A 20,574-nucleotide genomic window follows, 5' to 3' on the forward strand; every position below is an offset into this window, starting at 1 on the left:
CGCGGGCCCGCTTACTCGAACACCGCGCCGGATGCAACCAGCGTATCGATACGTGCCTCGTCGTAACCGGCCTCGCGCAAGACCTCCCGGCTGTGCTGGCCGACGCGGGGCGCCGGCGTGGCTTCGCCCGGCGGCGTGCCCGACCATTCGCTGGGAACCGCCATTTGCCGGATGGTTCCGACATGCGGATGCTCCATCTCGCTAAAGAAGCCAATGTCGTCGAGATGCGGGTCTTTCAGCAAGGAGTCAAAGGTGTGCATGGGGAACACCGGGATGTCCGTGCCGTCCAGCAGGGCCTGCATCTGCGCCGTGCTGCGCGAAGCGATTTCGTCGGACACCATGCCGTAAAGCGCATCAATGTGTTTGGTACGCGCAGAAATATTCGTGAAACGCGGGTCCGCATCAAACAGTTCCGGCTGGCCAATGGCCTTGAGGAAAGCCCGCCACTGCACATCGGTGTAAATCAGGCAGCACACATGGCCGTCAAGTGTTTTGTAAGGCCGGCGCTCGGGCGACAGCAGGCGCGGGTAACCAAAGTCGCCCTGCGCAGGAATAAATGTCTGGCCGTACAGGTGATCGCCCAGCACATAGGGCACCATGGTTTCAAACATGGGCACGTCAATGCGCTGGCCCTTGCCGGTACGCTCACGGCCGTACAAGGCCGCGCTGATAACACCAAAGGCATACAGCCCCACCGACCGGTCGGCGATGGTGATGGGCATGTAACGCGGAATGTCCCCGCTGCCCATGGCCACGGCTTGCGGCAGCGCGCAGGCCGCCTGGATCAGGTCGTCAAAAGCCGCGCTGGCGGCATAACGCCCGCGCTGCGAAAAGCCAAACATGCCCACATACAGAAGCCTGGGGTTGATCTCGGCCAGGGCTTCGTAGCCCAACCCCAGCCGTGCCATGGCCTGGGGCCGCACGTTGTAGGTCAGCACATCCGCGTCCTTGACGAGTTCCAGCAATACCTCCCTGCCTTCTGCGGTCTTGAGGTCCAGCGCAATGCTGCGCTTGTTGCGGTTCATGCCCAGAAAAAGCGGGCCCATGCGCTCATGGCCCTGAGGGCCTATGCCGCGCACCACGTCACCGCCGGGTGCTTCAATCTTGACCACATCGGCGCCAAGATCCCCCAACATCTGGGTGGCAGAAGGCCCCATAAAAACGGTGGTGATGTCCACCACCCTCACCCCCGTCAAGGGGCCCCGCTCACCGGGCTTGTTTGTCTTGCTGTCAGCTTTGGTCATGGTCATTGTGTCTATAAGTAGCTTTATAGACTATAAAATGATTCATACCCTTAATCAACGCCTTTCGAGAACTTCGACCTAGGGATTTCCCTAGGCGACAAGGCGCCTGGTCAAGCGGCCCCGCCAGGGCCTGTCCGGTCCGATAAAAACCGCTCAGGTTTTCTCAAAATTGAACATTTGCAACAGCATTCCGGGTCTGGCCGTTACACCCACCGTCTGCCACTGACTTATAGTGCGACGTCGCCGCTTTTCATGCGGCAGCATCAGACCTGTCGACTTCAACCTCATTTAGAACAACACCATGAAAACCAAAGCCGCCGTAGCCTGGAAATCGGGCGCTCCCCTCACCATCGAAACCGTGGACCTCGACGGCCCGCGTTTCGGCGAAGTACTGGTCGAGATCAAGGCCACCGGCATCTGCCACACCGACTACTACACGCTCTCGGGTGCCGACCCGGAAGGCATATTCCCGGCCATCCTGGGCCATGAAGGCGCAGGCATCGTGGTCGACGTCGGCCCCGGCGTCACCACGCTCAAGAAAGGCGACCACGTGATCCCGCTGTACACGCCGGAATGCCGCCAGTGCAAGTTCTGCCTGTCACGCAAGACCAACCTGTGCCAGCTGATTCGCGGCACGCAGGGCAAGGGCCTGATGCCGGACGCCACCAGCCGCTTCAGCCTGGACGGCAAGCCGATCTTCCATTACATGGGCACCAGCACCTTCAGCAACTACACCGTGGCCCCTGAGATTTCGCTGGCCAAGATCCGCGAGGACGCACCCTTCGACAAGGTCTGCTACATCGGCTGCGGCGTGACCACCGGCATTGGCGCGGTGCTGTTCACCGCCAAGGTGGAAGCCGGCGCGAACGTCGTGGTCTTCGGCCTGGGCGGCATCGGCCTGAACGTGATCCAGGGCGCAAAAATGGTTGGCGCCGACAAGATCATTGGTGTGGACATCAACCCGGCGCGCCAGGAAATGGCCCGCAAGTTCGGCATGACACACTTCATCAACCCCAGGGAAGTCGACAACGTTGTCGATGCCATCGTGCAACTGACCGACGGTGGCGCCGACTACAGCTTCGAGTGCATAGGCAACACCCAGGTGATGCGCCAGGCGCTGGAATGCACGCACAAGGGCTGGGGCCGCAGCATCATCATCGGCGTGGCCGAAGCCGGCGCCGAGATCAGCACCCGCCCCTTCCAGCTGGTCACCGGCCGCAAGTGGGAAGGCTCGGCCTTCGGCGGCGCCCGCGGCCGCACCGATGTGCCCAGGATCGTGGACTGGTACATGGAAGGCAAGATCAACATCGACGATTTGATCACCCATACCATGCCGCTGGAAGACATCAACAAAGGCTTTGACCTGATGAAAAGCGGCGAATCGATTCGCGGTGTGGTCTTGTACTGATATTTAAAGCCGGTCAGGCTGAGCCTGTCGAAGCCTCTCACGGGGACCCTTCGACAAGCTCAGGGCGAACGGAAAAAAGTAAGCAATGAGCACATCACCCGAATTGATAAGTGAGCATGGCTGCTTCGGCGGCCTGCAGCGTTTCTACAAACATGACTCGCAGGCGATCGGCCTGCCGATGAAGTTCTCCATCTTCCTGCCGCCGCAGGCAGCCATTGAAAAGGCAGGCGGCAAGGTGCCGGCGCTGGTCTATCTTGCCGGCCTGACCTGCAATGAAGAAACCTTCATGACCAAGGGTGGCGCGCAGGGGCTAGCGGCAGAACTGGGCATCGCACTGATTGCACCCGATACCAGCCCGCGCGGCGCCGGCGTGCCGGGCGAAAGCGAAAGCTGGGATTTCGGCGTTGGTGCAGGCTTTTACCTGGATGCAAGCGAAGCGCCCTGGTCAAAAAGCTACCGCATGGAAAGCTATATCACCACGGAGCTGCTGCCTTTGATTGGCAAAACATTGCCCATTGATTCGGCGCGCATCGGCATCTCTGGCCACTCCATGGGCGGCCACGGTGCCCTGACGCTGGCACTTCGCCATCCTGCGCTGTTCAAGTCAGTCTCGGCCTTTGCGCCCATCTGCGCGCCCAGCCAGTGTCCGTGGGGGCACAAGGCGTTCACCGGCTACCTGGGCGCTGACAAGGCGGCATGGGCAGCGCACGATGCAAGCGCACTGATGGGCGGCATGGCAACAGCGCCCTTCCCCGGCGGCATCCTGATCGACCAGGGCCTGGCCGATAAATTCCTGGCAGAACAGCTGCACCCTCACCTGTTTGAAGCGGCCTGCGCAGGCAGCGGCCAGCCCCTCACGCTTCGCAGGCATGCAGGCTACGATCACGGTTACTACTTCATCAGCAGCTTCATGGCCGACCACCTGCAACATCACGCGCGCCAGTTGCAGGCCTGACCTTTTCAACGAACGGCAACAACCGAAAGCGACGCATCCATGATTGACCTGCACTACTGGCCCACACCCAACGGCTGGAAAATTTCCATCATGCTTGAAGAGTGCGGCCTGCCCTACAAGCTTGTGCCGGTAAACATCGGCAAGGGCGAGCAGTTCGCGCCGGACTTTCTGGCCATCAGCCCGAACAACCGCATGCCGGCCATCGTGGACCATGCCCCTGCGGGCGGCGGTGATCCGGTAGCGGTGTTTGAAAGCGGCGCCATCCTGCAGTACCTGGCTGAAAAGACCGGCCGTTTTCTGCCCTTGCCCACGGCCTTGCGCGAGCGTTACCAGGTGCTGCAATGGCTGAACTGGCAGATGGGCGGCCTTGGCCCCATGGCCGGGCAAAACGGGCACTTCCTGCTCTACGCACCCGAAAAAATCCCCTACGCCATCGAGCGCTACGGCAAGGAGGTAGACCGCCTCTACGGCGTGCTGGATGCACAGCTCGCGCGCACAGGCGCCTTTGTGGCCGGTGCTGATTACTCAATTGCCGACATGGCAATCTTCCCGTGGACACGCACGCACAAGGCGCAGAATGTCCAGCTTGAGAGATTCCCGCATGTGCAGCGCTGGTACAACGCATTGTTTGAGCGGCCCGCCGTCAAGCGCGGGCTGGACCTGGGCAAGGAATTGCGTGCGCCAGCACTGACCGAGGAAGCACGCAAGGCGCTGTTTGGCCAGACGGCCGACAGCGTGCGGGCAGGCGAACACAAGAAACCGGATTTTAAAAAGCGGGACACCAATGATTGAATTTTTCTTCGACTGCTCCAGCCCCTGGACCTACCTCGCCTTTCGCAACATCCAGCCGCTGGCTGCGGAACTGCAGGTGCCCATCGCCTGGCGGCCGGTGCTGGTGGGCGGCATCTTCAACAGCGTCAACAAAGGCATTTATGCGGCGCGCGAGGACATGAACTCGCCCAAGAACCGTTACATGCTCAAGGACGTCAAAGACAGTGCCCGTGAAGCCGGCCTGCAGATTGCCTTTCCGCCAAAGGTGTTCCCCGTCAACAGCGTCAAGGCCATGCGCGGCTGCATCTGGATTGCACAGGACGCGCAGGCGCAAAGCCGCTACCTCGCATTTGTCGAGGCGACATTTGCCGCCTATTTCACACGCGAGGAAGACATCTCGCAGGACGATGTTCTCGCAGCCATCTGCCAACAGGCAGGCATCGACGTGGCGGCCTTCCAGGCCGGCATCAGCCAGCCGGCCATCAAGGACCAGCTCAAGGCCAACACGGACGAAGCCATCCGGCGCGGCGCCTTTGGCTCACCGACCTTCTTTGTAGGCGATGACATGTACTTCGGCAATGACCGGCTGCCACTGGTGCGCTCGGCCGTGCTCAGGGCAATAGCAAAGCCCTGAGTTTCAGTATCGCCGGTCAGTGCGCGTGCGCAGCGGCGGGCGCCGGCCTGGCCGCAGCCCCGGTACCTGAGTATGCGAGCACGTGGCGTGTCATGGACTGCGCCAGTTCATGCTCGCCCAGAAAGACCGTGCCGGCATTTTCCTTTTCAAGCAGCCTGGCTTCGGCCTCATTGTGGGAGCGCATCACGGCTTCTATGCCGGGGTTGAGCGTGCGGGCCGTGGCAATCATTTGCCGCACGTTCAGGGTATCAGGCGTGGCGATCACCAGCATGCGGGCGGTCGCAATGTGCGCCTGCACCAGCACCACCGGCTCCGAGGCATCGCCTGAGACCGCCATCAGGCCTTCCGCGCGCAGTTTCTCGACCAGCTCGCGGTTTTGCTCGACAACGACAAACGGAATCCGGTGGGCGGTCAAGCCGGCGGCGATGAGGCGGCCTACCCGCCCGTAGCCGACCAGTACCACCTGACGCGACAGGTATTTTTCCTCGGTACTGGCGGGCAGTTCGGCCAGCGGGTCATCCCGCGCCTCGAGTCTGCGGGCCAGCGCCGAGCGCGCCAGTATCCATTTCTGCAGCGGCTCGACCGCCCGGAAGACCAGCTGGTTCAGCGCCATGGAAATCAGTGCACCGGCCAGCACCAGGCTTTGCCCTTCGGCCGGCAGCAGGCCCAGCGCAGCACCCATGGCGACAAGGATAAAAGAGAACTCCCCGATTTGCGCCAGGCTGGCTGACACTGTCAGCGCCGTGTTCAGCGGGTAACGAAAAGCCAGCACCAGCGCCGCTGCCGCCACCGACTTGCCGACCACAATGATGACAACCACGGCCAGCACCTGCAGCGGCCGCTCCACCAGCACCCATGGGTCAAACAGCATGCCCACGGAAACAAAAAACAGCACTGCGAATGCGTCGCGCAGGGGCAGCGACTCTTCGGCGGCGCGGTGGCTGAACTCCGACTCGCGCATCACCATACCGGCGAAAAAAGCCCCCAGCGCAAACGACACGCCGAACAAGGCAGTCGCCCCAAACGCAATGCCGACCGCCGCAGCCACGACACACAAGGTGAACAACTCGCGCGAACCGGTGCGCTGCACCTGCCAGAGCACCCACGGGAAAAACCGCCGCCCAAACACCAGCATCAGGGCCACAAAACCACCGACCTGCAGCAAGGTGATGCCCAGCGTTTTCCACAAGGAGTCCACGTTTGCCCCGCCCTTGCCGGACAGCCAGCCGCCCAGTGGCGGCAGCAACACCAACACCAGCACCATGGCGAGGTCTTCCACCACCAGCCAGCCAACGGCGATGCGCCCGTTCGCCGAATCCAGCACGCCCCGGCTTTCCAGAGCACGCAACAGCACCACCGTGCTGGCCACCGACAGCGACAGGCCGAACACCAGCGCACCGCCCAGGTTCCAGCCCCACCAGTGGGCCAGGCCCATGCCCAGCGCCGTCGCGACCGTCATTTGCACAACGGCCCCCGGCACCGCGATCTTTCGCACGGCCAGCAGGTCGGCCAGTGAGAAATGCAGGCCCACGCCAAACATCAGCAACATCACGCCTATCTCCGCCAGCTGGCTGGCAATCCCTGCGTCCGCCACAAAGCCGGGCGTGAACGGCCCGATGACCACACCCGCCAACAGGTAGCCAACCAGCGAAGGCAGGCGCAGCCGTGCGGCCACGAAGCCAAGGATCAAAGCCAGGCCCAGGCCTGCGGCAATGGTGCTGATCAGCGAAACGCTGTGGGGCATGCGCAAAAGTCCTTCACAAGAAACGATATTGGAAATGAGACAGGCAGCACCGCAAGAAAACCGGCCCAGCCAGAAAACAGAGAGTGCAAAACGCGTGCCCGAAATATCCCGGACACAGCAATAAATTTACTACATGCGCGCGTCACGTCCGGCGCAGGCACACAAAGCCCCGCGCAAGGTGAGCCCGACGAGTACGTAACTGGTTTGCGCGGCGGCGCGGCTAGCCCAGTTTTGCCGGCTGGCTTTCGTCAATGAAGGAGTCTTCCCATTGCGGGAAGCGGTTGGGCTTCTGGGCAGCAATGGCGCCCGTGCCGTCAGGGTTGAAACCCACCGGCTGGCCTTTGGACCGGTGTTTTGCCTCGTCTTCCTTGTTAAGTTCCTTGAGCGCAGCTTCCTTGGCCGCCAGCCGCCTCTGGCGGGTGAAGCTGTCAAGATCCGCATGAAAGCTGCTGTCGCCACCGCGCGTGGGCTGGTGTTCAAGCTGGTCCTCAACTTCAATCTCTCCCAAAAACGCCGCGCGCATCGCGCTGCCTTTGGGCAAACCGGCGCTGCGCACCACCGTGTAGGCGATGCGGCAGTCCGACAGCAGGGATTCCTTGAGGGCCCGGTTGGCCTTGCCCAAGCCGCGTTTTCCCGGCACATCGACACAGCCGACCACATTGCCATTGGCCGTGCAAACCGTGAAGGTGCAATACACGCCGCCCAGCAGTTCCTGCCAGCGTTTTCCGGCACCGTTCTTCTCCCTGTCGATGGGAATCGTGAAACGCAGGACCGGCAGCTTGACCATGACGAGATGGTCGTGGAACGTGGCGCGCAGCCACATCAGCACGTCGTACTCCTCGTTGGTCACCAGAACCCGCGCGGCCAAAGGCCACCTGTCAGGCAGGCGCAGCGAGGCCTCGGCTTTTTGACGCAGGCGCCATGCATACAGCCCTGCGCCCAGCAGCGCGCCCAGCACCAGCCCCAGAACCGTCATGAGGAATGTTGTCATGTTCAGATAGCTCCATTTTTATAGTTCCTGACCGGCGCGCTCGCCGGCAACCGGGCGGACCCGACATGGTACTTTCCATAGTAATCGCCGGCACTCAAACTTCCACATTTGTTACCCGTCCGTGATTCACTGTTACCAGCCGTTTCAATCTTCCAGACCTGCCGGCGCAGGCATCGCCAACTGCATTTCGGCAAAGGCCATGCCCATGTCCTCCCGACGCGCCCTATAGGCAAACCCCGGCTTCTGGCGTTATGCTGCGTTTTTTCAGGACTAAAGGGAACCGGCCATGCAACTCAAGACTGCCCAGGACTTTGACCAGGAACTGCTCATCCTGTTTGACGCTTATGTACATGGCACGATTGACCGCCGCGGCTTTCTGGAGCGCGCGCAAAAGTTTGCAGTGGGCGGCGTGACGGCTGCCGGCTTGCTCGCTGCACTCAGCCCCGATTTCGCGCGCGCGCAGGTTGTACCCAAGGACGACAAGCGCATCCAGACCGAGGTGCTTGAATACCCGTCGACGGCAGGCAGCGGCACCGTCAAGGGCTACCTGGCAAAACCCGCCAACATGAACGGCAAGCTGCCCGTGGTGCTGGTCATCCATGAGAACCGCGGCCTGAACCCGCATATTGAAGACATCGCCCGCCGCCTGGCGCTGGACAACTTCGTGGCCTTTGCGCCCGACGCGCTGACGCCGCTGGGCGGCTACCCCGGGGACGAAGACAAGGCGCGGGAGCTGTTTGCCAGGCTCGACCAGAAAAAAGCCGCCGAAGACTTTATCGCTGCGGCCAATTTCCTGAAGAACCGGCCCGAGTCCAACGGCAAGATAGGAGCGGTGGGTTTTTGTTATGGCGGCGGCATCGTGCATATGCTGGCCGTGCGCATGCCCGAGCTCAATGCCGCCGTGCCGTTTTACGGCAACCAGCCGCCCGTCGCCGATGCTTCCAAAGTCAGGGCGCCCATGCTCCTGCACTTTGCAGCAGTCGACGAGCGCATCAACGCATCATGGCCCGCCTACGAAGCCGCCCTCAAGGCCGCCAACGTGCCGCACACGGCCTACCAGTACCCGGGCACGCAACACGGCTTCAACAACGACACCACGCCCCGCTTCGACGCCGCAGCCGCCAGGCTCGCCTGGAGCCGCACCATAGAGTTTTTCAACAAGAACCTGCGGACCTGAATCCCGGCCTGGAAAAGCCTAGTAACCCGGCACGTGAAGTGCCCGGGCCAGGTAATCAAAAAACGCGCAGTACAACGCAATCGGCAGCGGCAGGCCCAGCAGCGTCCCGACCAGGTAGCTGCGAAAGCGCACGCCCGACAGGGCCAGCGCATAGTTGAGTGCCGGCACGGTCTGCAGCAACAATCTCAACAGCACAATGCTTTTGACCGGGTGCGCATCCAGGCGCGCCAGCAGCCGGGCCGCCCACCGTCCCCTGATCTGCCGCAAGACATCACCGCCAACAAGGCGAATCACCCAGAACGTGAACACGCATGAGATAACGGCTGCAATATAGGTTGCGACGCCGCCCCAAACCTCGCCAAGCGCCAGCACCGCAGCTGCAAGAAAAATCCAGCCCGGTATCTGGATCAGGTTGCCCAGCGCAAACAGCACAATAAAAATCAGCAGGCCGCTGGCTTCGTTGTCCAGGAACTTCTGGTGCAGAAAAGCCAGGTTGAAGTTGCTGCGCAGGCCGGAAAACTGAAAGACGGCCAGCAGCAGGCCCAGAAATACGATGACAGCAAGCAGTCTTCGGTATCGGTACATGTTTATGTGCGGCCCGGTTTGTTAATGGCGGAAAAGGACAAGCGGCAGCCCTGGGGGCCCCCTGGAGTCAGGGCCCCGATGGCGGTTCATGGCCACTTTAACGCCAAACAAACCAGAAAACAGTTGTAAGACTTGCCGCCCCGGCACGACGAACCCACAAGAGCAAAAAACGGGCGGCATCGGCCATTCGTGCAAACCGGCGTATCTACAGGTTCGAGGAACATGATGGACAACAGCAAAAAACCCATTCACTCCGCATGGCTGCGCACCATGCACTGGCTCAACGCCCTGGCCGTTGTCGTCCTCATGATGAGCGGCTGGCGCATTTACAACGCCACTGCCTTTCTCGGTTTTTCAATTCCAAAAAGCATCACGCTGGGCGGCTGGCTGGGCGGCGCCTTGCAGTGGCACTTTGCGGCCATGTGGCTGCTGTTTTTCAACGGCCTGCTGTACCTGGGTTTCAACCTGTTCAGCGGCAGGCTTAAAAACAAATTCTTTCCACTTTCACCAAAGGTTTTGCTTGCCGACTTTTTGTCCGCGCTCAAGGGCAAGCTGGCCCATGCCGACCCGCGCCACTACAACATGGTGCAGCGCCTGGCCTACCTGTTTGTGATGCTGGACAGCATCGTCATCGTCCTGTCCGGGCTGGTGCTCTGGAAATCGGTGCAGTTCCCCATCCTGCGGGAACTGATGTTCGGGTATGAGGGTGCACGGCGTGTCCATTTTTTTGCGATGGCCGCACTTGCAGCTTTTCTGGTCGTGCACCTGGTGATGGTGGCGCTGGTGCCGCGCACGCTGGTTTACATGGTTCGCGGCCGCTAGGCCGCCAGGGCATACAGGAGTTACCCAAATGATCATCAAAGTACCCAAACGCCTGGACATCGACGGCGACGCCGCGCTCAGGGAAGCCGTTGACCGCATCGCGATCGCCAACAAACTCACAAGGACCCGCCGCAACTTCCTGCGCGGCTCGCTGACACTGGGCGGCCTGTCCATGCTGACCGGCTGCATGCTCGACGACAACGCCAGCGTGGAGGCCGCACTCACCAGCATCTCTCGCGTCAATGACAAGGTGCAGGGTTTCCTGTTCGACCCCAACCGACTGGCACCGACCTACCCCGAGTCCATGATCACGCGGCCTTTTCCCTTCAATGCCTACTACGGCGAGGACGAGGTGCGCGTGGTTGCCGAAGACGGGTATCGGCTCGAAGTCGCTGGCATGGTGGCCGACAAACGTAAATGGTCCCTGTCCGAGTTGCGCGCCATGCCTCAGGCCGACCAGGTTACCCGCCACATCTGCGTCGAAGGCTGGAGCGCCATCGGCAAATGGGGCGGCGTGCCCTTTGCGAGCTTTCTGAAACGGGTGGGGGCCGACACCAGCGCCAAATACGTTGGTTTCAAGTGTGCCGACGACTATTTCACCAGCATAGACATGCCGACCGCCCTGCACCCGCAAACCCTGCTGGCGCTGACATACGACGGCCAGGTGCTGCCACCCAAATACGGCTTCCCGATGAAGCTGCGCATGCCCACCAAGCTGGGCTACAAAAACCCGAAACACATACAGGCGATTTTCGTCACCAACACCTACCCTGGCGGCTACTGGGAAGACCAGGGCTACAACTGGTTCGGAGGCAGCTGAATATTCAGCTCCCCTGCAACAGCGGCGCCGGCCCGGCTGACGCCACTTTATTCAACGTTTGATCGATCAACCCATTCAAGGAACCAACATGAAAAAACTGACTACAACCATCCTATCCGCCTGCATGCTTTTTGCCGGCGCCAGCGTCATGGCACAGGACGCCATGAAAAAAGATGCCATGGGCCAGGACTCCATGGCGAAAGACTCCATGGCCAAGGATTCGATGGCTAAAGACACCATGGGCAAGGACAGCATGAAAAAAGACAGCATGGCCAAAAAGAAAATGTCAAAGGACCACATGGCCAAAGGCGGCATGGCCAATGACAGCATGAAAAAAGATGCGATGGCAAAAGACCCGATGGCTAAAGATGCCATGGGCAAGGACGAAATGAAGAAGTGATGCTGTAAAAAAACCCGGTGCCCCAGGCACCTCAAAAAAGCACCTCAGGCTCGCCCCCAGGTGCTTTTTTTGCATGCGCCTTGCGCAGATTATTTTTTGCGCAACGGGTCCAGCAGCGAGGACAAACCGTTGTGGTCTATCTCCCGCATCAGTGCCAGCAGCCTGCCGATTTCGCCTTTGGGAAAACCCTCGCGCGCAAACCAGTTCAGGTAGTTGCCGGGCAGGTCGGCGATCTTGTGGCCCTTGTATTTTCCGTAGGGCATTTCACGCTCCAGCAGCAGGGGCAGGTCTTCGGGCTGCACCTCAGCCTCCGGCGCGTTTGACGTTGTGGCCCTGCTTTTTCAGGGCCTCCATCACCAGTTCGCAATGGTCGCCCTGCACTTCAATCACACCGTCCTTGACGGTGCCGCCCGAGCCGCACGCCGCCCTGAGCTGCTTGCCCAGTTGCGCCAGTGCCAGCGCATCCAGCGCGACGCCCTTCACCAGCGTCACGCTTTTGCCGCCGCGCCCCTTGGTCTCACGCGACACGCGGACCACGCCATCGGTTTTGGGCATGGCTTTCTGGCCACAGATGCAGCTGGCGACGGGTTTGCGGCATTCGGGGCACATGCGCCCCGCGTCGGTGGAATAGACAAGACCACCAGTTGAATTACTTTTCATGATCGGGCGATTGGTTGGGCGAGGCTGAATTTTGCCACGCGGGTGATGGCAGATCGCAGTGCGCAGTGCGCAGGCCGTACCAACCCTTTCATTTCGGCTTGAGCCAAAACTCCAGTGCCATATCCGCCAGCTCCAGCACATCATGATCGGCCAGCAAAACCGCGCCGGCGCCAACCGTTTTACCGTTGAGTGTGGACGCCTGGCTGCCGCCCATATGGGCCACGTAATAACCGTCACGCCTGTGCGAGATCGACACCACCGCCACGCCAGGCTGGCCAAACGTTGTCACGGCCTTGACCAGCGGCACCTCCAGCCCTTCCGATGCGCCTGACAGTATCTTCAGGCTGGCCCGCAACTGCCCACTGGTGCCCGGCAGGCCGAGCGCATCCAGGGAGCTCAGCGACATGGCCGAGGTTTCTTCATGCGCAGCGGGCTTCTCATGCACGGAGGCCGTCAGGAACTCGATCCTGAAATTGCCGATGGCGATGATGTCGCGGTCCTTTAGCTTTTGCCGGGACTTGATCATCTGGCCATTGATGTAAGTGCCATTGGTACTGGCCAGGTCCTCGATGTAAACGTCGGCAATGCCCTTGAGCTCGAACGCACAATGCTCGCCGCTGACGACCATGTTGTTGAACACAATGTCATTGTGCGGCTTGCGGCCCAGCGTGGTCCGGTCTTTCTCAAGGTACACGTGTTTGACTTCGACACCTTCAACCGAGGCAATGAGTTGCGGCATGGGAACTCCTTGGGCAAGCGGATGCCAGTCATGGTAGCCCCGCTACCGCGATGGCACAAGACGGGCGCTGCCCGTGTCGGCAAGTGTCAGTCCGGCACAAACTTCGCCCTGAATGTCGCCTCGTCGGCAGGCGTTTCAAGCGTGACCAGTTGCCCCATCTTGTTGTCCGACAGGCGGCATGCCGCAAACAGGCTGAACCTGCCCTTGAGGTTGTAGCCTTCCAGGTCGATCAGCATGTAGGGGTAAGGCACAAACACCTGGTGCAGGAAAATCGTCCTGTGCCGGTTGCGCGGCGACGGGAAAAGCTTGTAGTCGTCTGTCGTGATGCCTTGTGCGGATGCCATGAAGTGGTTGCCTGTAGGGTGCGGGTGTGCAGTGATGTATTCTGCACGCATCAAACATGACCCATCTTCCAACACCCGACAAAGAGCAGATCGCGCTGCTCGACACCTTCGACCGGCTGGGCCTTCACCAGATCCAGGTCGTTTCCACCCCCGAACAGGCCGCTGCGGCGCTCAAGGCGCTGGCGGCTGCCACCGCACTGGGCTTTGACACCGAGTCAAAACCCACCTTCGCCAAAAACGAGGCCAGCGACGGCCCGCACATCGTGCAGCTCTCCACCCTGGACAAAGCCTGGATATTCCAGCTCACCGACGCCGAATGCCGCCGCGCGGTGGGCAAGCTGCTGGAGTCCCCGGCCATCATCAAGGCGGGTTTTGGCCTGGGTGACGACCGCAAGCGCATCATCCACAAACTCGGCGTTGACCTGCAGGGCGTGCTGGACCTGAACGCCGTCTTCAGGGAAAAAGGCTACCGCAAGGACATGGGCGTGCGCGGCGCCGTGGCGGTGGTGTTCAACAAACGGTTTATCAAGTCCAAAAAGGCAGCAACGTCCAACTGGGCCAACCCAAAGCTGACAGAGGCGCAGATTGTCTACGCCGCCAACGATGCCTATGCAGCCATGCGCGTGTATGCGGCGCTGGGGCTGGGTTGAGTGCTTTTGGGCTGATTTCCGGCCATTTTTTATCGAAATCGTGCCGCAGCCGGCTGTTCATGCGCGCAGACAGCTATCTTTTTGATAGTAAAAAAAGGGCCGCATGGCCAGGACTGAACTTCAGCGCCGCCGCCGCATCTGACATCCCTGGTGCAAGCCCTTGTACCTGCGCTTTTCCAACCCCATGGAGCACCTCATGACGCCAGCCAATACCCTCACCCGCCGCACAGCCACCCTTGTGCTGTCCTTGTGCATGGCCGCAGCTTTCGCCGGCGAGGCGCTGGCCCAGACACCGCCAGCCCCTGTGCGCATGCGCGGCACCATCCTCAGCGTCACGCCGGCCACCCTGACCGTCAAGGACCGCAGCGGTGAAGTGGTGGAACTGGCGATTTCAGACAAGCTGGTGGTGTCCGAGGTCTACCCCATCAAGCTGGACGACATCAAGCCCGGCAGCTACATAGGCACGGCCGCCATGCCGCAGCCGGACGGCACCCAGCGCGCGATTGCGGTCAGCGTGTTTCCTGAATCGGCCCGGGGCACCGGTGACGGCCACCGCCCGTTTGACCTGCTGCCGCAAAGCACCATGACCAACGCCACCGTGGCCGACGTCAGCGCCATCGCCAACACGCCCGCAGGCCGCAAGCTCCAGCTCAAGTACAAGGGCGGCGAACAAACCGTCATCGTGCCGGCAGACGCCCCTGTGGTGACCTCACGGCCCGGCGACCGCAGCCTGCTGGTGCCCGGCGCCAGCGTCTCGCTGTTTGCGCAGGCCATTGACGGCAAACCCACGGTGCTGCGCATCAATGCCGGCAGGAACGGGTTTGCGCTGCCTTATTGATTGATTTATGGATGCCGCCGCGCGCAAGCGTCGGCAGCTATAACGCCGCGCCCTCTTCCACCCGCTGGTAACGCACCTCGCGCCGGCGCACGTTGTCCGTGCCGACAAACTCGTAGTTGGACTCAAACCTGAGCTGGAAGGTCGCGTAAGGCAAGGTGGGCGCGCTCGGCTGCCTGCCGTCAAAGCTGGTGTAGTGGCGCTTGAGGTTGGTGCCGTCATAAGTCCATGTGCCTGCGTGGACATGCTCCGTCACCGCGCCGCGGGCATCCACAACCCGCGCCGTCTCGTTGAAATGGCCGTCCGGCTCCAGCACCAGCAGGCGCCGCACATGCACGCCCTCCTGATCGTATTCGCGCAGCCAGTTGCCCACCAGCAGTTGCTGCACCTCTGCCACCGGCGAGTCATCGGGCGGGCCACCACACGCCGCCAGCAGCAAACCGGCCAGCGCAATGGCAGCGCCAAGGTGGCGGCGCGATCTGGGAATGCCTTCGTTCAGGAATGAAGTATTGCGATACGGCATGGCGTTTGCCAGCTTACGCTTTTGTTGCGGCAGACGCCATGCCCCGATGGTTTATTCAAAATTGATAGCAAGCCATCAAGGTAAAACGGCGGCCAGGGGCCTGTTTCATTAAAAAATAGCGCCCAACACCCCTCAAAAAGCCTTGCGCGCCCCTAGGGACGTCTTGGCTCCAGCGGCAGCAGGTCGCGCGGCACCACGATGTTTGGCTGCACGGGCGCCGGCCTGGTGGCGTCGTTCGTGTTCATGTCTGCCGCCGGCCCCGGCACGGTGATGTAGCGAATGCCGGGCGCAGGTTGCCAGCTGCCTTCGACGGGCGCGGTGCCCGCACCGTACAGGCTCACGCTCCGGTCGGTAACGGGTTCTTCTGCCGGGGGCGGGACGGGCTCGAGCTGCGCCGGGTCCACCGTACCCGGATCATGCGGCGCAACAAAACGCACGCTCTGGTCCACCACCTTGGCCCGGATGGCCTGGCGGAAAAACTCACCGACTATGGGCAAGGCGCTCTGCGAACCCTGGCCCCAGCGCGAGCCCATGGTCACGCGGTTGTCGTTAAAACCCACCCATGCACCCGCCACAAGTTGCGAATGCATCAGGATGAACCAGCCGTCGGTGTTGTCCTGCGTGGTGCCGGTCTTGCCGGCCACATCGGCCTGGATGCCAAAGCGGCTGCGGATGCCGGCGCCCGTGCCCTGGTCAACCACACCGCGCATCACATCCAGCAGCGTTTGCGCCACAGGGGTGGCCACCACGCTCTCCGCCACATTGTCCGCAAACGACTCCAGCACCTTGCCATTGCGGTCCTCAACATCGGTAACCGTTATCGGCTCTATGTAGCGGCCGTCATTCGCGATGGTGCTGTAGCTGCTGACCATTTCCTTCAGCGTCACCGGGCTGGTGCCCAGCGCGAGTGAAAGCACTTCATCCAGCTTGCTTTGCCGCACGCCCATGGCCTTGGCCAGCTTGGCGACATGCGCCGGGCCGACCATCTGCATGACCTGTGCGGTGATGGAGTTTTTGGAATACATCAGGCCTTCACGCAGGGTCATGGTCGCCCCGCTCGGACCACCCGCATCACCGGGCCGCCAGAACGCACCGTTGCCCAGCGGAATCTCCAGCGCCTGGTCCACAAAGGTATCGGAAGGCTTGCTGCCGTTTTCAAACGCAGCGCCATACACAAAAGGCTTGAAGGTCGAGCCGGGCTGCCTGCGTGCCTGCTGCACATGGTCAAACTGGTCGTCGGCAAAATCGCGGCTGCCGACCCAGGCCCGCACGTGGCCGTTGCTCGGGTCCAGCGCCAGGAAGCCGGCCTGCAAACGCGTCTTGTCGTCGCGCAGTTTTTGCATGAAGTCCGCATCGGCCTGCAGCACCTTCAGCGCCTGTTCGTCTGTCTGGCCCGCGGCAATCGCCGCCTTGTATTCCTTGGTGTCGCGCACAAAAGCCAGCACCAGGTTTTTGCGCGGGCCGCCGCCCCTGGCCTTCATCACCCAGCTTGAGGCCCACTCGGCATTGCTGATTTTCTGCAGCCTGTCGGCGTGCTGCATCAAGGCATGGTTGGCCATGTTCTGCAGGCGCGAGTCAATCGTGGTGCGCACCACCAGGCCATCCGCATAGATGTTGTAGTCGTTGCGGTCGGCCCATTCGATCAGCCAGCGCTTGAGCTGCTGCGTAAAGTGCGGCGCCGGGCCCAGGTCGTCATCCTGCCGTTCAAAGTTGATCTTGAGCGGCGTCTTTTGCAGCGCTGCCAGTTTGGCTTCCGGCAGCTTCTGGTGCTTGACCATCTGGGCCAGCACCGTGTTGCGGCGCTGCACCGAGCGCTCGGGGTTGAGCACCGGGTTGTAATAACTCGTGCCCTTGAGCATGCCGACCAGCGTGGCGCTTTCAAGCACGTTCAGCTCGTCGGCGGATTTGTCAAAGTAGGTGCGTGCCGCCATTTCAATGCCATAGGCGTTGTAGAGAAAAGGCACCGTGTTCAGGTAGGTCTCAAGGATCTCGTCCTTGGTATAGACCGATTCAATCTTGAAAGAGGTGATGGCCTCCTTGAGCTTGCGCGTCAGCGTGGGCGCGCGGCCAATGTCTTCCGGGTACAGGTTGCGCGCCAGTTGCTGCGTGATCGTCGAGCCGCCCTGGCGGTCGCCCGTGAAGGTGTGCGCCACGGCAGACACCGTGCGTTTCACGTCCAGGCCGTGGTGTTCATAAAAGCGGTGGTCTTCGGTGGCGATCAGCGCGGCCACGACGTTCGGCGAAATGTCCGCCAGCTTGACCCAGTCTCGGTTGGCGCGCTTGAAAACCGCAAGCTCCTTGCCGTCGGACGACATCACAACCGAAGGCTTGGCGGTTTTGGCTTTACGCAGGTCTGAAATACTGGGCGTGAACGGGATCAGCACCAGCACATACAGCAGCAACAAAACGGGAATGGCCGCAATCCCCAAGGCTACGCCGCGCCGGGTGGGATGGCGCAAGCGGTCGGGGATGGAAGCGGTGAATTTTTTGAGGCGGTCTGGGAGCGTTTTCATCATCAGGGGCAAGTCTAGGACCCGGCCCGCTATCGGGCTGTAGGACTGCGGCGCAATGCCCCGGCGAAGAGCAGGGTTTTTGCGGGCTTTAAACCAGTTGGCTCCTTTGATGCGTATTTCAACAACAGGGGGCGCCAAAGTCGCATCTTGTTTCAATTAAGCCCTGTTAACCCTGCCGGCGTGAATGCTGTAAGAAAAGCAGCGCCACGCCGACCAAAGCCCATAGACACTATGACTTCAGCCCAAGGAGACACCATGATGACCCGCAGAAACACCCTCTTCAGCCTGGCGGCCCTGCCGGCCGCCCTGGTGGGCCTGCGCGACCTGCTGGCTGGTTCACAGGCACATGCGGCCCGGGCCTATGAAGTCACGCACACCGACGCCGAATGGAAAAAACTGCTCACGCCCGACCAGTACAGCGTGCTGCGCAAGGCCGGCACGGAAACGCCCTACACCAGCCCGCTGAACAAGGAGAAACGCGCCGGCATTTTCAGCTGCGCGGGCTGCGCTCTGCCACTTTTTTCTTCTGCCACCAAGTTTGAAAGCGGCACAGGCTGGCCCAGCTTCTGGCAACCGCTGGACAAGGCCGTGGTGGAAGAAAGTGATACAACCCTCTTCATGAAACGAACCGAAGTGCTCTGCCGCCGCTGCGGCGGGCACCTCGGCCATGTGTTTGACGACGGCCCCAAACCCACCGGACTGCGCTACTGCATGAACGGCGTGGCCATGAACTTCAAGGCAGCATGATCATGAACAAACTTCTTTTCACCACAGGCGCCATCGCATTGGCGGCCCTGGCTTACCTGGGCAGTGGCCTGAGCGTCAGCGCAGCGGAAGAAAAAGCCGTCAAACTGCCCCCGCCCGCCATAGACACACCGGCAACGGCCAACACCGCAACAGCCGTGTTTGCAGGCGGCTGCTTCTGGGGCGTGCAAGGTGTCTTTCAGCACACAAAGGGCGTGCTCAACGCCGTGTCCGGCTATGCAGGCGGCGACAAGGCCACGGCCAGCTACGACATCATCGGCTCGGGCCGCACCGGGCATGCCGAATCCGTGCAGATCACCTATGACCCCAAGCAGGTGTCATACGGCAAGCTGCTGCAGATTTATTTCTCGGTAGCGCATGACCCGACAACCCTGAACCGCCAGGGCCCGGACCACGGCACGCAATACCGCTCCGCCATTTTTTACCTGGATGCCAACCAGAAGCAGGTCGCAGAAAAGTACATCGCGCAGCTTGATGCGGCCAAGGTCTTCCCCGGCAAGATCGTGACGCAACTCACCCCGCTGGCAGCCCCGCTAGCCTTCTACCCCGCCGAGGCTTACCACCAGGACTACGCCACGCTGCACCCCAGCGAGCCCTACATTGCGACTTTTGATTTGCCGAAAATTGCAAACCTCAAAACCATGATGCCGGAGCTTTACAGGGACAAGCCTGTGCTGGTGTCGCAGGCCGGCAAGGCGGGTTAAGCGGTGCGCCGTCGCTTCTTGAACAAAGCGGCCTGCCTGGCGCAGCCCCAAATCGCTATTAAATTCATAGCTGGCTGCGCGCATGCACGGGTGGCCACAGGCCATTTTGATGCGTAAAAAAGCCCCAAAAACCGACTTTCAGGCTGAAATCTGGCTGTGACAGGCCTTGTTTCGGCTCAAAAACCTGTTTTCATGAATGAAATAGGCCTCTGGCCCTTGAGGAACAAGCGCAGCCAGCTATTAAAACAATAGCGCCCCAAGAGGGCAAACGGCATCAGCATGAGCAGCACCATTCTTTTGGCGGCAGCCGCTTTCGTCGAGGGTTGCAGCAGGAAGGTGAGCTAGACCGCGCAGGTCAAGGCGAGGAAGCGCCGGATCAGGACTCACCCAGCGCATCGCCTGGCGGCAGCTATCAGGCCGCTGCGGCGGCGAAATCCGCTTCAACCTTCTTCTCATAGGCAATCAGCTTTTGCACGCTGGCGCGTTGCTCCATGCGCTGCCGGTGCGCCATGCAGTTTTTGAAAACCGACACATCAGGCGCAAACATGGCGCCCCGGCGGAAGCACCAGTAGAAGTAGGCATCGGCACAGGTGAAGTGGTCAAAAAACCATTCACGCCCGGCCAGCATGTTGTCGGCAATCGCAAACTGCTCGAACAGCGTATGCGAACCCAGGGCGCGCACATTGTCAGCCGTACCCGGCAAGTCGCAATAACGCTCAGGCCTGCCCTGCTGGGTCAGCTTGGGATGAATGCCGGAAGCACACCACGCCATGACAGAGACAGCCCGCGCGTATGCCAGTTCGTCCACAGGCATCAGTTTGGCTTGCGGAAACTGGCGCGCAATCCATAGCTGGATCGCAACGTTTTCAGTCAGCGGCGCACCATCAATCACCAGCGCCGGCACCTTGCCTTTTGGATTCAGCCGCAGAAAGTCGGGGCCCATGTGTTCACCCTTGCCCATATTGACCGGCAGCGTGTCGAACGTAGCGCCAGCTTCGGTTAGCAGGATGTAAGGCACCAGTGAACAGGCGACTGGTGAATAGGCAAGGGTCAGTTTCATGCGGGTCCTGTTGAAGTGGTTAGGTGTTGATTCGTAATTTTAAGGTGAGGGGACAGGCGAAAGGTCTTCACGCTACCCGATTTGAATCGGCTCGGCGACGACAAATGCTAGGGTTAGCTCCATACTTAGAAAAGAAGCTTTTAGTTACAACGATTGGAGGCAAATAAAAGAGGAGAAGAAGCATGGGATGGAGAGGGACAGTCAGAACGCTCAGTGCAATGTCACGGCAG

At 61.0% G+C, this 20,574-nt stretch carries 23 protein-coding genes; 12 read left to right on the forward strand and 11 right to left on the reverse strand.

Features of this window, described 5'->3' with window-relative positions; genetic code table 11:
- Positions 1-11 precede the first annotated feature (11 nt).
- The gene (locus tag ACFQND_RS21905; protein ID WP_371439661.1) at positions 12-1,244 is read right to left on the reverse strand and encodes a CaiB/BaiF CoA transferase family protein; all 1,233 of its coding nucleotides are present in this window, start codon (positions 1,242-1,244) and stop codon (positions 12-14) included.
- A gap of 301 nt (positions 1,245-1,545) precedes the next feature.
- On the opposite strand from ACFQND_RS21905, the gene ACFQND_RS21910 reads away from it, so the two are divergent.
- The 4 genes from ACFQND_RS21910 to ACFQND_RS21925 all read left to right on the forward strand — a co-directional run bounded on the left by ACFQND_RS21910 (position 1,546) and on the right by ACFQND_RS21925 (position 5,012).
- On the forward strand, positions 1,546-2,652 hold the full coding sequence (locus ACFQND_RS21910) for an S-(hydroxymethyl)glutathione dehydrogenase/class III alcohol dehydrogenase (RefSeq protein ID WP_371439662.1): 1,107 nt from the start codon (positions 1,546-1,548) through the stop codon (positions 2,650-2,652).
- An 85-nt stretch (positions 2,653-2,737) separates the two neighbouring features.
- On the forward strand, positions 2,738-3,607 hold the full coding sequence (gene fghA / locus ACFQND_RS21915; RefSeq protein ID WP_371439663.1) for an S-formylglutathione hydrolase: 870 nt from the start codon (positions 2,738-2,740) through the stop codon (positions 3,605-3,607).
- 39 nt (positions 3,608-3,646) lie between these two features.
- Positions 3,647-4,399 carry a glutathione S-transferase N-terminal domain-containing protein gene (locus ACFQND_RS21920; RefSeq protein WP_371439664.1) on the forward strand — a complete coding sequence of 251 codons (753 nt, stop codon included), beginning with the start codon at positions 3,647-3,649 and terminating at the stop codon, positions 4,397-4,399.
- On the forward strand, positions 4,392-5,012 hold the full coding sequence (locus ACFQND_RS21925; RefSeq protein ID WP_371439665.1) for a 2-hydroxychromene-2-carboxylate isomerase: 621 nt from the start codon (positions 4,392-4,394) through the stop codon (positions 5,010-5,012). The genes ACFQND_RS21920 and ACFQND_RS21925 overlap by 8 nt, the downstream gene beginning before the upstream one ends.
- Before the next feature lie 16 nt (positions 5,013-5,028).
- On the opposite strand, the gene ybaL is transcribed toward ACFQND_RS21925, so the two are convergent.
- Positions 5,029-6,756, reverse strand: coding sequence for a YbaL family putative K(+) efflux transporter (ybaL, locus tag ACFQND_RS21930; protein WP_371439666.1), 1,728 nt, complete (start codon positions 6,754-6,756; stop codon positions 5,029-5,031).
- A 220-nt stretch (positions 6,757-6,976) separates the two neighbouring features.
- Positions 6,977-7,747 carry a DUF2726 domain-containing protein gene (locus ACFQND_RS21935; protein ID WP_371439667.1) on the reverse strand — a complete coding sequence of 257 codons (771 nt, stop codon included), beginning with the start codon at positions 7,745-7,747 and terminating at the stop codon, positions 6,977-6,979.
- A gap of 286 nt (positions 7,748-8,033) precedes the next feature.
- On the opposite strand from ACFQND_RS21935, the gene ACFQND_RS21940 reads away from it, so the two are divergent.
- Complete coding sequence (locus ACFQND_RS21940) at positions 8,034-8,924, forward strand: dienelactone hydrolase family protein (protein ID WP_371439668.1); 891 nt, start codon at positions 8,034-8,036, stop codon at positions 8,922-8,924.
- Positions 8,925-8,942: 18 nt separating this feature from the next.
- Here the strand turns inward: ACFQND_RS21940 and ACFQND_RS21945 are convergent, their stop codons facing one another.
- Positions 8,943-9,509 carry a TVP38/TMEM64 family protein gene (locus ACFQND_RS21945; RefSeq protein ID WP_371439669.1) on the reverse strand — a complete coding sequence of 189 codons (567 nt, stop codon included), beginning with the start codon at positions 9,507-9,509 and terminating at the stop codon, positions 8,943-8,945.
- 222 nt (positions 9,510-9,731) lie between these two features.
- Between ACFQND_RS21945 and ACFQND_RS21950 the strand changes: the two genes are divergently transcribed.
- The 3 genes from ACFQND_RS21950 to ACFQND_RS21960 all read left to right on the forward strand — a co-directional run bounded on the left by ACFQND_RS21950 (position 9,732) and on the right by ACFQND_RS21960 (position 11,551).
- Entirely contained in the window at positions 9,732-10,331 is a 600-nt protein-coding gene (locus ACFQND_RS21950) for a cytochrome b/b6 domain-containing protein (RefSeq protein WP_371439670.1), read from the forward strand.
- A 28-nt stretch (positions 10,332-10,359) separates the two neighbouring features.
- Positions 10,360-11,151 carry a molybdopterin-binding protein gene (locus ACFQND_RS21955; RefSeq protein WP_371439671.1) on the forward strand — a complete coding sequence of 264 codons (792 nt, stop codon included), beginning with the start codon at positions 10,360-10,362 and terminating at the stop codon, positions 11,149-11,151.
- A gap of 88 nt (positions 11,152-11,239) precedes the next feature.
- A complete protein-coding gene (locus ACFQND_RS21960) occupies positions 11,240-11,551 on the forward strand; it encodes a pentapeptide MXKDX repeat protein (protein ID WP_371439672.1) in 312 nt (103 codons plus the stop codon).
- Between the two features lie 89 nt (positions 11,552-11,640).
- Here the strand turns inward: ACFQND_RS21960 and ACFQND_RS21965 are convergent, their stop codons facing one another.
- From ACFQND_RS21965 to ACFQND_RS21980, 4 genes are all read right to left on the reverse strand, one after another.
- Positions 11,641-11,853: a DUF3820 family protein gene (locus ACFQND_RS21965; protein ID WP_371439673.1), complete on the reverse strand. Its 213-nt coding sequence runs from the start codon at positions 11,851-11,853 to the stop codon at positions 11,641-11,643.
- 1 nt (position 11,854) lies between these two features.
- Positions 11,855-12,211, reverse strand: coding sequence for a translation initiation factor Sui1 (locus ACFQND_RS21970; RefSeq protein WP_371439674.1), 357 nt, complete (start codon positions 12,209-12,211; stop codon positions 11,855-11,857).
- 88 nt (positions 12,212-12,299) lie between these two features.
- Positions 12,300-12,950, reverse strand: coding sequence for an FHA domain-containing protein (locus tag ACFQND_RS21975; RefSeq protein ID WP_371439675.1), 651 nt, complete (start codon positions 12,948-12,950; stop codon positions 12,300-12,302).
- 86 nt (positions 12,951-13,036) lie between these two features.
- Complete coding sequence (locus ACFQND_RS21980) at positions 13,037-13,294, reverse strand: hypothetical protein (protein ID WP_371439676.1); 258 nt, start codon at positions 13,292-13,294, stop codon at positions 13,037-13,039.
- Between the two features lie 56 nt (positions 13,295-13,350).
- Between ACFQND_RS21980 and ACFQND_RS21985 the strand changes: the two genes are divergently transcribed.
- Complete coding sequence (locus ACFQND_RS21985; RefSeq protein ID WP_371439677.1) at positions 13,351-13,944, forward strand: 3'-5' exonuclease; 594 nt, start codon at positions 13,351-13,353, stop codon at positions 13,942-13,944.
- A 196-nt stretch (positions 13,945-14,140) separates the two neighbouring features.
- Positions 14,141-14,782 (forward strand): hypothetical protein, encoded by a 642-nt coding sequence (locus ACFQND_RS21990; protein ID WP_371439678.1) that lies wholly within the window; start codon positions 14,141-14,143, stop codon positions 14,780-14,782.
- A gap of 37 nt (positions 14,783-14,819) precedes the next feature.
- Here ACFQND_RS21990 and ACFQND_RS21995 read toward each other — a convergent pair whose 3' ends face one another.
- Positions 14,820-15,302, reverse strand: a complete 483-nt coding sequence (locus ACFQND_RS21995; protein ID WP_371439679.1) for a hypothetical protein — start codon at positions 15,300-15,302, stop codon at positions 14,820-14,822.
- Between the two features lie 152 nt (positions 15,303-15,454).
- Positions 15,455-17,815: a penicillin-binding protein 1A gene (locus tag ACFQND_RS22000; RefSeq protein ID WP_371440077.1), complete on the reverse strand. Its 2,361-nt coding sequence runs from the start codon at positions 17,813-17,815 to the stop codon at positions 15,455-15,457.
- Positions 17,816-18,070: 255 nt separating this feature from the next.
- Between ACFQND_RS22000 and msrB the strand changes: the two genes are divergently transcribed.
- A complete protein-coding gene (msrB, locus tag ACFQND_RS22005) occupies positions 18,071-18,562 on the forward strand; it encodes a peptide-methionine (R)-S-oxide reductase MsrB (RefSeq protein WP_371439680.1) in 492 nt (163 codons plus the stop codon).
- Between the two features lie 2 nt (positions 18,563-18,564).
- Positions 18,565-19,284 carry a peptide-methionine (S)-S-oxide reductase MsrA gene (msrA, locus tag ACFQND_RS22010; protein ID WP_371439681.1) on the forward strand — a complete coding sequence of 240 codons (720 nt, stop codon included), beginning with the start codon at positions 18,565-18,567 and terminating at the stop codon, positions 19,282-19,284.
- 412 nt (positions 19,285-19,696) lie between these two features.
- Here the strand turns inward: msrA and ACFQND_RS22015 are convergent, their stop codons facing one another.
- Entirely contained in the window at positions 19,697-20,344 is a 648-nt protein-coding gene (locus ACFQND_RS22015) for a glutathione S-transferase family protein (RefSeq protein WP_371439682.1), read from the reverse strand.
- Between the last annotated feature and the right edge of the window lie 230 nt (positions 20,345-20,574).

The organism is Polaromonas aquatica (genome assembly GCF_042659145.1).
Taxonomy (GTDB): Bacteria; Pseudomonadota; Gammaproteobacteria; order Burkholderiales; family Burkholderiaceae_C; genus Polaromonas; species Polaromonas aquatica.

Coding starts and splice junctions, on each gene's coding strand:
- ACFQND_RS21905 (WP_371439661.1), bottom strand. CDS start 1,244: ATGACCAAAGCTGACAGCAAGACAAACAAGCCCGGTGAGCGGGGCCCC.
- ACFQND_RS21910 (WP_371439662.1), top strand. CDS start 1,546: ATGAAAACCAAAGCCGCCGTAGCCTGGAAATCGGGCGCTCCCCTCACC.
- fghA (WP_371439663.1), top strand. CDS start 2,738: ATGAGCACATCACCCGAATTGATAAGTGAGCATGGCTGCTTCGGCGGC.
- ACFQND_RS21920 (WP_371439664.1), top strand. CDS start 3,647: ATGATTGACCTGCACTACTGGCCCACACCCAACGGCTGGAAAATTTCC.
- ACFQND_RS21925 (WP_371439665.1), top strand. CDS start 4,392: ATGATTGAATTTTTCTTCGACTGCTCCAGCCCCTGGACCTACCTCGCC.
- ybaL (WP_371439666.1), bottom strand. CDS start 6,756: ATGCCCCACAGCGTTTCGCTGATCAGCACCATTGCCGCAGGCCTGGGC.
- ACFQND_RS21935 (WP_371439667.1), bottom strand. CDS start 7,747: ATGACAACATTCCTCATGACGGTTCTGGGGCTGGTGCTGGGCGCGCTG.
- ACFQND_RS21940 (WP_371439668.1), top strand. CDS start 8,034: ATGCAACTCAAGACTGCCCAGGACTTTGACCAGGAACTGCTCATCCTG.
- ACFQND_RS21945 (WP_371439669.1), bottom strand. CDS start 9,509: ATGTACCGATACCGAAGACTGCTTGCTGTCATCGTATTTCTGGGCCTG.
- ACFQND_RS21950 (WP_371439670.1), top strand. CDS start 9,732: ATGATGGACAACAGCAAAAAACCCATTCACTCCGCATGGCTGCGCACC.
- ACFQND_RS21955 (WP_371439671.1), top strand. CDS start 10,360: ATGATCATCAAAGTACCCAAACGCCTGGACATCGACGGCGACGCCGCG.
- ACFQND_RS21960 (WP_371439672.1), top strand. CDS start 11,240: ATGAAAAAACTGACTACAACCATCCTATCCGCCTGCATGCTTTTTGCC.
- ACFQND_RS21970 (WP_371439674.1), bottom strand. CDS start 12,211: ATGAAAAGTAATTCAACTGGTGGTCTTGTCTATTCCACCGACGCGGGG.
- ACFQND_RS21975 (WP_371439675.1), bottom strand. CDS start 12,950: ATGCCGCAACTCATTGCCTCGGTTGAAGGTGTCGAAGTCAAACACGTG.
- ACFQND_RS21980 (WP_371439676.1), bottom strand. CDS start 13,294: ATGGCATCCGCACAAGGCATCACGACAGACGACTACAAGCTTTTCCCG.
- ACFQND_RS21985 (WP_371439677.1), top strand. CDS start 13,351: ATGACCCATCTTCCAACACCCGACAAAGAGCAGATCGCGCTGCTCGAC.
- ACFQND_RS21990 (WP_371439678.1), top strand. CDS start 14,141: ATGACGCCAGCCAATACCCTCACCCGCCGCACAGCCACCCTTGTGCTG.
- ACFQND_RS21995 (WP_371439679.1), bottom strand. CDS start 15,302: ATGCCGTATCGCAATACTTCATTCCTGAACGAAGGCATTCCCAGATCG.
- ACFQND_RS22000 (WP_371440077.1), bottom strand. CDS start 17,815: ATGAAAACGCTCCCAGACCGCCTCAAAAAATTCACCGCTTCCATCCCC.
- msrB (WP_371439680.1), top strand. CDS start 18,071: ATGATGACCCGCAGAAACACCCTCTTCAGCCTGGCGGCCCTGCCGGCC.
- msrA (WP_371439681.1), top strand. CDS start 18,565: ATGAACAAACTTCTTTTCACCACAGGCGCCATCGCATTGGCGGCCCTG.
- ACFQND_RS22015 (WP_371439682.1), bottom strand. CDS start 20,344: ATGAAACTGACCCTTGCCTATTCACCAGTCGCCTGTTCACTGGTGCCT.